The 12,425-nt window shown below is 64.3% G+C and carries 13 protein-coding genes; 4 read left to right on the forward strand and 9 right to left on the reverse strand.

Translation table 11 applies throughout. The features are described 5' to 3' along the window. The first annotated feature begins 51 nt into the window (after positions 1-51). On the forward strand, positions 52-1,434 hold the full coding sequence (locus KG722_RS00675; RefSeq protein ID WP_213268476.1) for a hypothetical protein: 1,383 nt from the start codon (positions 52-54) through the stop codon (positions 1,432-1,434). Here the strand turns inward: KG722_RS00675 and KG722_RS00680 are convergent. Both KG722_RS00680 and mutL read right to left on the reverse strand, forming a co-directional pair. Further along, complete coding sequence (locus KG722_RS00680) at positions 1,431-2,687, reverse strand: serine hydrolase domain-containing protein (RefSeq protein ID WP_213268477.1); 1,257 nt, start codon at positions 2,685-2,687, stop codon at positions 1,431-1,433. The genes KG722_RS00675 and KG722_RS00680 overlap by 4 nt on opposite strands. 3 nt (positions 2,688-2,690) lie before the next feature. Then, positions 2,691-4,607 (reverse strand): DNA mismatch repair endonuclease MutL, encoded by a 1,917-nt coding sequence (gene mutL, locus KG722_RS00685; RefSeq protein ID WP_213268479.1) that lies wholly within the window; start codon positions 4,605-4,607, stop codon positions 2,691-2,693. A 196-nt stretch (positions 4,608-4,803) separates the two neighbouring features. Between mutL and KG722_RS00690 the strand changes: the two genes are divergently transcribed. Further along, entirely contained in the window at positions 4,804-5,361 is a 558-nt protein-coding gene (locus tag KG722_RS00690; RefSeq protein ID WP_213268481.1) for a cytochrome c family protein, read from the forward strand. A 442-nt stretch (positions 5,362-5,803) separates the two neighbouring features. Here KG722_RS00690 and KG722_RS00695 read toward each other — a convergent pair whose 3' ends face one another. After that, complete coding sequence (locus KG722_RS00695) at positions 5,804-6,313, reverse strand: DUF1543 domain-containing protein (RefSeq protein ID WP_213268483.1); 510 nt, start codon at positions 6,311-6,313, stop codon at positions 5,804-5,806. Between the two features lie 195 nt (positions 6,314-6,508). Between KG722_RS00695 and KG722_RS00700 the strand changes: the two genes are divergently transcribed. After that, positions 6,509-6,937, forward strand: a complete 429-nt coding sequence (locus tag KG722_RS00700) for a DUF2141 domain-containing protein (protein WP_213268485.1) — start codon at positions 6,509-6,511, stop codon at positions 6,935-6,937. Positions 6,938-7,041: 104 nt separating this feature from the next. Here the strand turns inward: KG722_RS00700 and KG722_RS00705 are convergent, their stop codons facing one another. Next, entirely contained in the window at positions 7,042-7,536 is a 495-nt protein-coding gene (locus tag KG722_RS00705) for a MarR family transcriptional regulator (RefSeq protein ID WP_213268487.1), read from the reverse strand. A 263-nt stretch (positions 7,537-7,799) separates the two neighbouring features. Next, the gene (locus KG722_RS00710) at positions 7,800-8,864 is read right to left on the reverse strand and encodes an enoyl-CoA hydratase/isomerase family protein (RefSeq protein ID WP_213268489.1); all 1,065 of its coding nucleotides are present in this window, start codon (positions 8,862-8,864) and stop codon (positions 7,800-7,802) included. Between the two features lie 150 nt (positions 8,865-9,014). Between KG722_RS00710 and KG722_RS00715 the strand changes: the two genes are divergently transcribed. After that, positions 9,015-9,302: a PilZ domain-containing protein gene (locus tag KG722_RS00715; RefSeq protein ID WP_213268497.1), complete on the forward strand. Its 288-nt coding sequence runs from the start codon at positions 9,015-9,017 to the stop codon at positions 9,300-9,302. Between the two features lie 24 nt (positions 9,303-9,326). Here the strand turns inward: KG722_RS00715 and KG722_RS00720 are convergent, their stop codons facing one another. The 4 genes from KG722_RS00720 to KG722_RS00735 all read right to left on the reverse strand — a co-directional run bounded on the left by KG722_RS00720 (position 9,327) and on the right by KG722_RS00735 (position 12,266). After that, complete coding sequence (locus tag KG722_RS00720; RefSeq protein WP_213268499.1) at positions 9,327-10,166, reverse strand: TauD/TfdA family dioxygenase; 840 nt, start codon at positions 10,164-10,166, stop codon at positions 9,327-9,329. A 73-nt stretch (positions 10,167-10,239) separates the two neighbouring features. Further along, on the reverse strand, positions 10,240-10,803 hold the full coding sequence (locus KG722_RS00725) for a cytochrome b (protein WP_213268501.1): 564 nt from the start codon (positions 10,801-10,803) through the stop codon (positions 10,240-10,242). A gap of 38 nt (positions 10,804-10,841) precedes the next feature. Further along, entirely contained in the window at positions 10,842-11,231 is a 390-nt protein-coding gene (locus KG722_RS00730) for a globin (RefSeq protein ID WP_213268503.1), read from the reverse strand. Between the two features lie 54 nt (positions 11,232-11,285). After that, positions 11,286-12,266, reverse strand: coding sequence for a glycerophosphodiester phosphodiesterase family protein (locus KG722_RS00735; RefSeq protein WP_213268505.1), 981 nt, complete (start codon positions 12,264-12,266; stop codon positions 11,286-11,288). Between the last annotated feature and the right edge of the window lie 159 nt (positions 12,267-12,425).

Raw genomic sequence — 12,425 nt, forward strand, 5'->3', positions numbered from 1 at the left:
TAACGCCTCGTTAACCACGGCCTCCGCAAAGCTGGCCAGCCGCAGAACGCGATGGGGACAGACATGGTCTGGTATACCGACCTCCGGAGCCGGAGACTTTTTTCAGAGGCCGAGGGCGACTGGACCTCCCGCCGTCTGCTGGAGCTGCGCGCGCAGCTTGCCTCTCCGCCGCCCAGGGGCGTACCGCGGCGGACGAAGGATGCGAGCCTCATCATCGGCACCTGGAACATCCGCGATTTTGACAACAACAAGTTCCGCCACGGGCCGCGGCGGCGCGAGAGCCTGCACTATATCGCCGAAGTGCTTTCGGCGTTTGATGTCTGCGCGCTGCAGGAGGTCAACGAGGATATCGGGCCACTGAAGGATGTAATCCGCCTGATGGGGCCGGGATGGGATTTCATCGCGACCGATGTGACGACCGGGTCGAGCGGCAACCGGGAGCGGATGTGTTTCGTATATGACGCCCGCAAGGTCCGTTTCCGTAACATCGTTGGCGAGATCGTTCTGCCAAAGCATGCGCTGCTGCCCGGCGAGCAGCAGTTTGCGCGCACCCCGTTCATGGTGAGCTTTCAGGCGGGGTGGTTCAAATTCTCGCTGTGTACGGTGCATATCTATTTCGGGGAGGCCGCGAAGGGGAGCGATGGCTATGCCCGGCGCGTGTCCGAGATCGAGTATATCGCCCGGGAGATGGCCGGCCGCGCCGAGCGGGAGAACGAGAACTATATCCTGCTGGGCGATTTCAACATCAAGAACCCGGTGGACGAGACGATGGGGGCGCTGACCAAGGCGGGCTTCCACCTGCCGCCCGAGCAGTATCCGTCTAACCTTCTGGGGACGCACTATTATGACCAGATCGCCTTTCGCACGCGCAAGGATGAGCTGACATTCCTGTCTTCTGGCGCGTTTGACTGGAGCCAGTCTCTGTTCCGGCCCGACCATTACGAGCATTACGCGCCTGTGCTGCCCAAACGCCACCGGGACCTCAGGCCCGATGGCAGCCCGCGCGATACCGGGAAGGACAGGGACTATTATTCGAGGCGCTGGCTGACCTGGCAGATGTCGGATCATCTGCCGCTCTGGGTGGAGCTGGCGATCGACTTTTCCGATGCCCACCTTCTGCATAATGTGAAGGGCGCGTTCGAGGCCGGAGATGTGCCTGCGCAGGTGGAGTTTACAGAAGAAGCTGAGCCCGTGGCGGCGCCGCCGGAGCCGGCCGAACCTGTGCGCCCCCTGAAGAAGAAGCGCAAGGCTCCCAAGGTGGCCGCGCCGGAGAAGCAGGGCACGCTGGCGCCTGCGCCGAAAATGAGTTTCGCCGAAGGCTGGCGGATTTTCTGGTGGGTGGCGAGCGGGGGCGCCGACCGGATGCGCAGGGCGAAGGAGGCGGGCAAGAAGGCCGCCAGGCCGCGCAGGGCGGCGAGGAAGCCTGACGCCTAGAGCGCGGCAAGCAGCGTTGCAGCCGCGGCCCAGAGGGGCTCGCTGGCCTTGACGATGACGGGATGATGGGTCGATCGGTCCCCGCCGGGCACGGAGGTTCCGGTGACGGCGAAGGCGATCTCTGCGTCGAGCGCCGGGGCGTGGAAGGCGCCCGAGTAGAGGCCGTAAGCTTCGCCGTGATGGCCGATGAGCCATGTGCCCGGGATGGGGGAGTTGCCTGGCAAATGCCATTGAACGCCGAAACCGAAATCGGTGAAATATCCCTCATCGGTGTCACCATTGGGGCGGGCGGGGTTGTAGATCCATTGCTCGAGGGGCCGGGATATCGTTCCGGGAACGCTGGCCGCGGCACGCGCGAGGATGGCCATGTCCTCCAGGCTGGCGCGCAGGCCGCCTTGCGGGCTGAAGAGGGTGCCGTTTGTGCCCGGAATGTAATCTGCGAGGCGAGCGCCCTCGTCGATCAGAATTGCCGGATCTCTTCCTTTGAGGTTGGCGGGGCCATCGGCCTCAACCTGCCAGCTGCCTTCTGCTTCGCGGCTGTAGAGTGTGGCGGCTTTGCGTCGTTTTCCGCGCGAGACGCCCGACCAGTTGAAGCCCGCGTCGAGGCCGAGGGGGCCGATTACTTCGCGGGCGGCGAGGTGGTCGAACCTCTCTCCGGTTTGCTTCTCCAGTAAGGCGCCGGCGAGGCCGTAACCGAAATTGCAGTAACGGAAGCCGACGCCGGGAAGGCTCCACCATTCCGGGCTCCACATGCCGGGCGTGAACAGGTCTTCGGTGCGCCCGGGGGCGGCCATCCAGTAGACGTCCGGATCGCGGAGGCCTGATCTGTGGCCAAGGAGGTGGCCAAGCGTGATCGGGATATTCGGGTAGGCCGCGTTTATGAGCGCAGGGGTGAAGCTATCCCGAATGTCCGCATCCAGATCGACTTCACCTTTCTCCGCGAGACGCTGCGCGGTGAGAGCGGTCGCCATCTTCGAGACCGAGGCGACGCGCATGGGGGTTTGCGGCGTGAAGGGGACGGCGTCTGCCTCGCCCGCTGCGCCCTGAGCGAGGCCGTCGGCATGGGCGAAAATCACTTCACCGCGATGGCGCACGACGAGGCCTGCGGCGGGGACCATGGCGGAATAGACGAGGTCTTCGATGCGGCGGCGGGCGGAGGCGGCGGGCGTGCGCAGGGGGTCAGGGCGATGGGCGCAGGCGGTGAGCGTCAGCCCCGCCAGACCTGTCATCAGGACGCGCCTGTTCAACGTCATCGCTTATCCCCGCCGGCCGAACAGGCGTTCGATGTCAGCCAGCTTAAGCTCCACATAGGTGGGGCGGCCGTGATTGCACTGGCCCGAATGAGGCGTGGCTTCCATCTGGCGGAGGAGCGCGTTCATTTCGTCGCCGTTCAGACGGCGACCGGCGCGGATGGAGGAGCGGCAGGCCATGTTGCCCATCACTTCCTCGAAGCGTTCCGACAGTGTGAGGCCGGCTTCATATTCGGCAAAATCATCGGCGAGGTCGCGGATGAGGCCGGCGGCGTCCATCTCCCCGAACAGGGCGGGGGTGGCGCGCACGGCGATGGCGCCGGGGCCGAAGGGTTCGATCTCCAGCCCGAGCGCGGCGAGTTCCTCGGCGCGGGCACAGACGCGGTGGGCCTCGTCTTCGGAGAGCTCGACAATATCGGGTATCAGCAGCGCCTGACGGCGCACGCCGCCTTCGGCCATCTGGCGTTTCATGGATTCATAAACCAGCCGCTCATGGGCGGCATGTTGGTCTACGATGACGATACCGTCTGCCGTTTGAGCAATGACATAGGTTTCGTGGACCTGGGCGCGGGCAGCGCCGAGGGGGTATTCCCCGAGCGGTCCCGGCGCGGGCATGGGGCCGGTTTCGACCTTTGCTGTGGGGGCGCCTTCATAGGCGCTCGCCTCCGGGACAAAGCCGCGCGGCGTGAAGGGTGCGTCTGTGCCATCTCCTTCGACCTGGCGGGCGGCGTAGCCCTGAGGCGGCATGACGGGGCGCTGGGTGTAGCCGCCGGGCCCACTTTGTGTTTGTGGCGCCTGCCAGAGGAAGCCTGCCTGCGGGGCGGGCTCTGCGCGGGCCTTGCCGAGGGCGAAGCCAGCGACGGTGGTGGAGGCGCGGTGACCGGCGGCGGCGAGGGCATGGCGCAGCGCCGAGATCATCAGGCCGCGCACGCCGCCTGCATCGCGGAAGCGCACTTCGGTCTTGGCGGGGTGGACGTTGACGTCCACGCCTTCCGGATCAAGGTCGACGAAGAGCGCCACCATGGGATGGCGGTCCCGGGCGAGGAAATCCTGATAGGCGGCGCGCACGACGCCCGTCAGCATACGGTCTTTCACCGGGCGGCCATTGACGAACAGGAACTGCATCTGCGCGTTGCCGCGATTGAGCGTCGGCAAACCTGCAAAACCCGAGAGGCGCACGCCTTCGCGGGTCGCGTCGACGGCGACGGCATTGTCTGAAAAGTCCCGCCCCATGATGGCGCCGAGGCGCTTGAGACGGCCTCCATCGCCGGGGCCTTCAGCGGGATAGCGCAAGAGGTTGCGACCATTGCTTTCGAGGCTGAAGGCGACTTCCGGATTGGCCATGGCGAGGCGTTTGACGGCGTCGGTGACAGCCATGGCCTCGGCGCGCTCGCCGCGCATGAATTTCAGGCGGGCGGGGGTGGCGTGGAAAAGGTCGTTTACGTCGATGCGCGTGCCGGTGTCGCTGCGCCCGGTGAAGGCGGCGGGCCGGGGGCCATCGAGGCGGCCGGCATCGGAGAAGATTTCAGCGGCCTCTTCCCCGGCGGCGCGCGAGACGATGCGCATGCGGCTGACCGAGGCGATGGAGGGCAAGGCTTCGCCCCGGAAACCCATGGTGAAGATGTTGAGGAGATCCACCCGGCCGTCTGTGTCCGGCACGAGCTTGGAGGTGGCGTGGCGCTCCAGCGCGATGAGGAGATCGTCGGCGGAGAGGCCGCAGCCATCATCCTCGAGGGTGATGCGCTTGAGGCCGCCTTCCTCGATCGCGATGGCGATGCTGCGCGCGCCGGCATCGAGCGCGTTTTCCACAAGCTCCTTTACGGCCGCAGCGGGCCGCTCGACGACCTCACCGGCCGCGATGCGGTTGACCACATCGGCAGGGAGTTTGCGGATCGTCGGACGGGGGGGAGCAGAATCAGCCATAGGCCGAAAAGACTAGCCGATCCGGGGCGGAATGTCGTCTGGCACGCTGCGGCGCGGGCGCGGGCCAAGACAGCGCCCTGTTTCCACGCGGTTTCGGAATTTTTGCCGCAGCCGCAGGCTAAAGGTTGAGTTTGGCGGGCGGGAGCGCGAAGATGGCAGCTGTCAGATCCAGACCGATACAAGGTATTGAAAATCCATGCGCTTTTCCGCTGCTGCCCCGTTCGCCCTGTTTGCCGCGCTCGCCCTTGCTGCCTGTGGCGGCGCTGATCGGGCGCCCGTTCCGCCGCCGGCTGAACCGGTTGCGGCCGAGCCTGGAGCGCCGACGCCTTCGCCGGCCACACCCGCAGCCGCGCCCGGCGAGCCAAGCCCGGAATTTGCAAACCTGCCCGCGCCTTACAACACCGCCAACTATGCCGTGGGCGCGCGGACCTGGAAGCTCTGCCAGTCCTGCCACCTGACCGCAGAAGGGGCGGGCAATCTCGTTGGCCCCAACCTTCACGGCATTTTCGGCAACCAGGTGGCCACGGTGGAGGGCTTTGCCTATTCGCCCGCGCTGCAGGCCGAGACCTTCATCTGGACGCCTGAACAGCTCGACCACTGGCTGGAAAATCCGCGTACTTTTGTGCCGGGCAACCGGATGAGCTTTTCCGGAGTGCGCCGCGAAGCCGACCGGCTGGGCGTGATCGCCTATCTGATGGTCGAGACGGGCTATGAGGCAGGAGATGCGCTGGCAGAGGAAGCGCCTGCGGAATAAGCCGGGCTGACGGCAGGCAACCGCGTTGATCAGGATGGCGTTTTCCTCGAAGGCGCCGCCGATTTCGTGGCGTTAGCCGAGGGAAACATCGAACCCGCCGGGATGGACGCCGAGCCGGGTTTTCAGTTTTGACAGAGCGGGCGCTGCGCTCGCCTTCCTCGAACCGGAGCTGCTGGCCGATGAAGATGTGCTTCGTCATATCCTGACCGCAGCAGAGTTCGATCCGTACACGGTCGCAGCCCGCGCCCCTGGCGGGGCATGCCAGCCGCGATCCTCGCGCGCCCCAGGGGGCCGCTTGGGCGACACCGGACGTGCTTGCGCCCGCAAGACAGAGTGTGATGAGCCCCCGCACGGCAGCTGACCCAGATGAGAACTCCCCAGGACGAAGCGTTGATTTTGCGGGATCTGAATATTCCTGCCGGGCGGGCCCGGAGCGTTCCTGTCAGAGCTTGATGTAGTCGGAGACGATGCGGAGGGGGCGGGCGCCGGTAGCTTTCCGGTCGAGGCGGACGTGCCAGCCGTCGGCATCGAGCAGGCCGTTGATGTCGATCAGGGCATCGACGGAGACGAAATTGTCCTTGTGGCGGCTGGTCCATTCAGGCGACAGCGCGCGGGCGCGGGACCAGACTTCGGCTTTGTCCGATCCGGCGAGGAAGAGGTAATTGTGCTGCTCGCCGAAGAGTTCGGGCGTATAGCCGCCGAGGTTTATGAACCAGAGCGTGCGGGCGGGCGTCTCCGGCGCGGGGCCGGGCACGAGATCGACCTGCCAGCCGTCCACCTCGGTGAGCTCGGCATAGCCATCGATGTGCAGCGAGGAGGGCTTTCCCCACCAGGCCGCGCGCAGGGTGGGGATCGTCGCCTCCAGGCTCCCGCCGGCGACAAAGCGCAGATCGTGCAGTTCGATATTGGCGCGGGGGTGATTGCCCCCGGTGAAGACAGCGAAGAGTTTCATAGCGGGCAGCCTGTAGGGTTGCCGCGGCAAGCTAACGGCGCAAGCGGGCATGGCAAGGGCAGCAAGGCCCCCTTCCGGGCCCCCTTCTGCTTCCCTGCCGGAGTCCATTTGCTTTGCTTTTCAAAGTTCTCTGTTGACTGGCGTATTCACTTTGAATTACCAAGTACTTGTCGAATACAGATATGGAGACCTGACATGACCCCAGCTGCCCCCCTTGCCGCCCTGATCGCTGCTGCCCTTGCCATGACCGGCGCCGCTTCTGCCGCCCCGCTGACCGTCACGGTCGACGGCATCGAAGCGCGCGGCGGCAAGCTCTATGTCAGCGTGCAGACAGAAGACCAGTTCATGAAGGAAGACGGCGTTGCCGGAGAAATCCTTGAGGCGCCCGAAGCCGGGTCGAAGACGCTCAGCTTTGACCTGCCGGAAGGGCGCTATGCGGTGTCGGTCTGGCATGACTTCAACGGCAATGGCGCGTTTGATGTGGATGACGCAGGCATGCCTGCCGATGGCTGGACCTCGCCGAATGCTGCGAGCCTGCAAGCTGCGCCGACCTTCGAGCAGTCCTCTGTGACGGTGGAAGCAGGCGGGGCTGCCCTGCAGATGGACATGATCTATCCGCGCTGAGTTTTCATCCGCTAAGGCATAAAGAAAACCCCGGAGCGCCCCACCTGCGCCCCGGGGTTTTCCCCTACTCCTTCCCCCCGGAAGATGTACCCGTTCAATGCCCCTTAGAGGCGGTAACGGATCTGGTCAGACCAGAAGCGCTCGAGACGCGAGATGGTCTTGTTCAATTGCGAGAGATCGTCGGCGCGAACACTGGCGGTCGGCTCAAGGGCCGTTGCCTGCTTCTCGAAGAGCTTTTCCACACGTGCACGGACTTTCCTGCCGCGATCAGTAAGGCGCAGGGTGACCGTGCGCTTGTCGTCTTCAGAGCGCGTCTGGATCAGGTAGCCGCCTTCCTGAAGTTTCTTCACGTTGTAGGAAAGGCTGGTGCCAGCAAAGGCGCCGCGGGCGCGCAGCACGGAGGCCGGGGCTTCGCCCTCGCCGATCTCGTAAAGGAGGAGCGCCTGAACGCCCGTCAGCGAACGTTCGCCGGCGCGTTCCAGATCATCCTTCACCACATCGTGCAGACGGCGATGCGCCTGTTCGAGAAGAGACAGCGACTTAAGGAAAGATTCGCCGATTGTGCCTGTTGCAGTGTCCTGCATGTCGATCATCATCATATTCACCACCACTCAACTTTTACTCAACTTTTGTTGTAGTTTGAGTATATTTACTGGAGTGAACCTAATAAATTGATAAGCACAACACGGTTTAAAATGATGTTGGTAAACAAATCAGAGCATTCATTAACCGTTACTGCCCCGTAACGTGTTTTTGCGGCAGATTCCGTTTCATTATGAAACAACAGACAGAAAAAAGCCGCCCGGAAAGTATCCGGGCGGCTTTCTATTGCTGAGCCAGACATATAGTTCCGCGATATGCTTCAGAACGGGAAGGCAAGCTCATCATCTCCAAGCGGCGCGAAGTATTTCGCCACGTCCGCCTCGCTGACATCTTCCAGGCGCGCGGGCGACCAGGCGGGTGCGTTGTCCTTATCTATAATGACGGCGCGCACGCCTTCCTGGAAGTCATGGCTTTGGACCTTGCGCCAGCCGATGCGGAATTCCATGCGCATGTTGTCTTCAAAGGTTTCGCAGCGTGCGCCTTCGCGCAGCTGGCGGAGGGCAACCTTCACCGTCTCGGGTGACTTGGCGCGGATGGTGGCGGCCTCGCCCCTGGCCCAGTCACCGGGGTCAGCCTCAAGCGCGGCGACGATGCCTTCGGCAGTCTGCCCCCCAAAGCAGCGATGGATGGTTTCCCGGTGGGCGCCATAGGACGGCGCAGGGACAGCATGTGTCAGGCCGCGGAGGATGTCGTCCAGCATGGCCGTCGCATCAACCGAGAAGTCAGCCGCCTCAAGGTTTTTGGCGAGCGCGGGGACGCGTTCTGACGGAAGGTAATGGGTAGCAACGCCGGCGGCGGCGACATCGGCGCCCTTCAGGCGCGCGCCGGTCAGCGCCAGCCATGTGCCAAGCTGGCCTTCGAGGCGCGGCAGGAACCAGCCGCCGCCCACATCCGGGAAGAGGCCGATACCGGTTTCAGGCATGGCAAAGAGGGTGCGCTCGGTGGCGATGCGGTGGGAGCCGTGAACGGAGAGGCCGACGCCGCCGCCCATGGTGACCCCGTCAAGGATGGCGAGGACGGGCTTGGGGAACGCTTTCAGCGCGGCGTTCATGCGGTATTCGGTGCGGAAGAAATCGCGCGCCTCCGAGGCGTCGCCTGCGCCGCTTTCGGCGAGCATGCGAATGTCGCCGCCCGAGCAGAAGCCGCGTGTACCGTCCTGATGGTCTATCCAGACAAGGTGGATTGCCGGATCGGTTTTCCAGGCGGTGAGGGCGGCGAGGATCTGCGCGCACATCGGCGTGTTGAGGGCATGCAAGGCGGATGGCCGGGTGAGCGTGATCCGGCCTATTCTGCCGGTAACCTTGGTGCTGACATCTGCGCTCATCTGGTGCTCCCCGTTTCTGACCACCGGCTAACCGGAATCTGTTCAATTAAATCAATGACTTTGGACAGGGCTTTACCCGGCCATGTCATTAAGAAGACATGCCATTCCCCAAATGGTCCCACATTTGACCCGTGATGCCCGGCCATCCCCATGACCCAACAGCGCCCTCAAATCAACCATCAGCCCTTCCTGCAATATAACAGGCGGGGCCAGCGCATTCGCGTGGAAGGCAAGGCGCATGTACGCCTTGGCCTGTTCAAGCGGGTGGAGTGCGAATTGCGGGACATCTCGCCGGGCGGCGCGCGTATCTGCGTGCCCGAAGGCATTGCGCTGCCCGACCAGTTCGTGATGACCCTGCCGCAGTTCAAGCATCCGCGCACCTGCATGAAACGCTGGGAAAGCGGGCGGGACGTGGGCGTCGAGTTCCGGATGGACTGAAGGCGCGCCCCGGGCGAGCCTCACCTAATTCAGCGCGCAGCCTTCGATGGTGATGCGGTGCATCAGGCGCCGCTCGCCGTGATAATCATTCATCGCCCAGTGCCAGGTTGACCGGTTGTCCCAGAAGGCGACCGAGCCGGGCTGCCATTTGAAACGGTGGGCATGATCGGGGTTCATGGCGTGGGCATAGAGGCGCATCAGCAGCGCGCTGGAGGCTTCGGCGTCATAGCCGTCTATGCGTGTGGTGAAGGCGGGGTTCACATAAAGCGCCTTCCTGCCGCTGAGCGGGTGGGTGATGACGACGGGATGGGTGACATCTTCCAGAACGTCTGCAGCCGCCGTGTTGCCGATGCGCCCGCCCGTATCTTCGTTGGCTTTATAGAAATTGTCCGTCTGCGAGCCGAAGATGTGCTTGGCCGAATGGATGGCGCGCAGGCCTGCGATCTCCTCCTTTGTCGCCTCGTCCAGCGTCTCATAGGCGGTGTACATGGAGGCAAACCAGGTGTCGCCGCCTTCATCGGGCAGCTGGCGCGCGACGAGGACAGAGCCCATGGCAGGCTCGGCGTCATAGGAATGATCCGTATGCCAACCGCCGCCGATATTGGTTTTCTGTTCCTTCTCCTTCAGCACGAGGGCAATTTCGGGATAGCGCTCATGGGCCAGGAAGAAGCGGTTGATATTGATGGGGCCAAAGCGCCGGGCGAAGGCGATGTGATCGTCTTCGGTCAGCGACTGATCGCGGAAAAAGATGACGCCGTGATCTGCATAGGCCTGTTTAACCGCGCTGAACTGCAGCGCGGTGAGCGCGCGGATATCGACGCCCGTGATTTCTGCGCCGGCGCCGGGCAATGATGTTATCTGCATGGCTTCCTCCCTGCCCGCTCTGATCTGGCGGGCTGTTACCGGCAGATTAAACCGCGCAGGCGGGTATTGGCAATCAGGATGCCTGAACCGTCGCGGGCTTTCCGCTGAGCATGCGGGCAAGCGTGCCGTCCTTGTCGATGAGGGCGTGTTTCAGGGCGGCGAGGATGTGCAGCGCGATAAGCCCTGCAAGGGCATAGGCGGCGTAGCCATGAACCTGGCGCAGGAGGCCGGCGGCTTCCCTGTTTTCTGCAAAAGGCGGGATGAGGAAGAGGCCATAGATGTCGATCGGGCGGCCGCCGATGAGGGACATCAGCACGCCCGAGAGCGGCATGATCAGGAGCGCAGCGAGCATGCCCCAATGGACAAGGCGGGAGGCAAGCTCCTGCCAGGCCGGCACACCGGGGACTGGCGGGGGGAAGCCCTGCACCAGCCGCCAGCTGACCCGCCAGAGCGCAAAGAGGAGCAGCAGCGTGCCGGTGGCCTTGTGCAGGTCGCGGATGGGGCCGGCCGTTTCACGCGAGAGGACATCATAGGACAGGATGAAGCCGACAATGATCATGCCGGAAAACGCCAGCGCGCCGAGCCAGTGATTGAGCCGGGAGAGGCTGCCATAGGCAGCGCTGGTCTTGTCGGTCATGAGTTTGCTTTCCCTCGTGTCAGGCGGAGACTAGCGCATCAGGGGATGGCGGCAATCCTATTGAGGAGGTTTGCCCAGGCTTCTTCTTCGCGGGCGGACCAGCCAGAGCCGAGAAGATCGCGGAAAACATCGCGGATGCTGGCAAACATCAGGTCGAACTCGCCCTCTTCCACGCCATATCCGCCATGGGAGAAGCGGGCGGCCGAGATGATCACGCGCTGGCTGCCCGCGCCTTCGGCGACGCCGAGGAGGGCTTCCAGGCAGGTCTGCACCATCGAGCCGCGCACGCCGCCATCGGTGTCCATGTCGAACAAGGGCCGGAAATCCGGGCGCCGGGCAAAGAGGCGGTCATAGATCAGCGGGGCGGGATCGGCGCAGGCGTCGGCGGCGCGCTCGAAGGTGGAGAGGATGATGTCGGTGTCGGGCATGGTGGCTTTCTCTCTGGCGCTGATGAGTGAAGCCGATGCGGAGGGCCAGCGCAATCAGGGAGCTTGCCTGGCGGCCGGGCCGGTGACCTCGATCCGGTCGGTCCAGACATGGCCGCCGAAACCTTCGGGGACCTTTGCGAGCTCGGCGGGGGTGTCGATGCCGGGAGCGCCGTCATTGCCGGTCCCGCCGGGCGTTCCAAACAGGACGATGGTTGAGCCGGCTGCCGTCATGCGCGCCTCGAATGCCCGGGGCCAGCCCCAGAGGAACGGGGCGTAGTCAACAGGCACGGGCACGATCTGGTTGTGGCAGACCTCAGGAACGAGACCGGTCCAGCCGGTCAGGGCGTAGCCGACCAGGCAGTCCTTTGCGGAACCCCTGGTGAAATAGGGCATGCCGGGCAAACGGGCGACGGCGGCTTCACTGGGGACGGGGGCGCCGTAGACGCCCCAGACCTGCGCGCGCCAGCGAGGGTTTTCTTCCAGCATCTCCGCAAGCACCCGGCCCTCGACCGGGCGGCGGCTCTTGAAGTTGATGAGGAACCTGCCTTCCGGGAAGGCGTCCAGAACTTCGGGAAGCGACTTGATCATGCCCACGCCCTTGCCGCGCAGGGGGAAGGTATCCCCGCCATCGGCGGTGTAGCCATAGCCGGCGTCGAGTGTGCGGATGAGGCGCATCGGTGTCTGGTTGGTCTGGCCTGCGGCCTGCGTGCGGCAGTCCAGTGTCCAGTCATGGAAGACGGCGAATTCGCCATCAGGCGTCAGGTGCACATCGATCTCCACGATCTCTGCCCCGGCCTCGAAGGCGGCGGCCATGGAGGGGAGCGTGTTCTCGATGAAGTCGTGCGTGGGCGGATAGATGCGGATGGCGGTGCAGGTATCGCGTTCCAGGTCTTCGCGGTGGTAGGTCTGGTGGACGCCGCGATGAGAGATGAAGCGGGGCGGGCCATCGGAGGCGGGCGGGGTGAAGAGGCTGGTGTTGCGCAGCCAGAGACCGGCCACGAGGACCAGAAGGACAATCAGGATTTTCCTCAGCATGGACACGCTCCTCGTGTTCTGGTGAGCGCCGGTTTCGCGGGGGAAGACGGCGGGATAAGGGCGGGTTCTGGATTGTTTCCGGCAGGGCGCGGGCTTTTTGCGATGACGCAGGGTGAAGTCCCCGCCCCGATTGCGCGCGTCTTTGGGCTGGCGCAGGGT

The organism is Hyphomonas sp., assembly GCF_018402285.1.
GTDB lineage: Bacteria > Pseudomonadota > Alphaproteobacteria > Caulobacterales > Hyphomonadaceae > Hyphomonas.

Coding starts and splice junctions, on each gene's coding strand:
- KG722_RS00675 (WP_213268476.1), top strand. CDS start 52: ATGGGGACAGACATGGTCTGGTATACCGACCTCCGGAGCCGGAGACTT.
- KG722_RS00680 (WP_213268477.1), bottom strand. CDS start 2,687: ATGACGTTGAACAGGCGCGTCCTGATGACAGGTCTGGCGGGGCTGACG.
- mutL (WP_213268479.1), bottom strand. CDS start 4,607: ATGGCTGATTCTGCTCCCCCCCGTCCGACGATCCGCAAACTCCCTGCC.
- KG722_RS00690 (WP_213268481.1), top strand. CDS start 4,804: ATGCGCTTTTCCGCTGCTGCCCCGTTCGCCCTGTTTGCCGCGCTCGCC.
- KG722_RS00695 (WP_213268483.1), bottom strand. CDS start 6,313: ATGAAACTCTTCGCTGTCTTCACCGGGGGCAATCACCCCCGCGCCAAT.
- KG722_RS00700 (WP_213268485.1), top strand. CDS start 6,509: ATGACCCCAGCTGCCCCCCTTGCCGCCCTGATCGCTGCTGCCCTTGCC.
- KG722_RS00705 (WP_213268487.1), bottom strand. CDS start 7,536: ATGATGATGATCGACATGCAGGACACTGCAACAGGCACAATCGGCGAA.
- KG722_RS00710 (WP_213268489.1), bottom strand. CDS start 8,864: ATGAGCGCAGATGTCAGCACCAAGGTTACCGGCAGAATAGGCCGGATC.
- KG722_RS00715 (WP_213268497.1), top strand. CDS start 9,015: ATGACCCAACAGCGCCCTCAAATCAACCATCAGCCCTTCCTGCAATAT.
- KG722_RS00720 (WP_213268499.1), bottom strand. CDS start 10,166: ATGCAGATAACATCATTGCCCGGCGCCGGCGCAGAAATCACGGGCGTC.
- KG722_RS00725 (WP_213268501.1), bottom strand. CDS start 10,803: ATGACCGACAAGACCAGCGCTGCCTATGGCAGCCTCTCCCGGCTCAAT.
- KG722_RS00730 (WP_213268503.1), bottom strand. CDS start 11,231: ATGCCCGACACCGACATCATCCTCTCCACCTTCGAGCGCGCCGCCGAC.
- KG722_RS00735 (WP_213268505.1), bottom strand. CDS start 12,266: ATGCTGAGGAAAATCCTGATTGTCCTTCTGGTCCTCGTGGCCGGTCTC.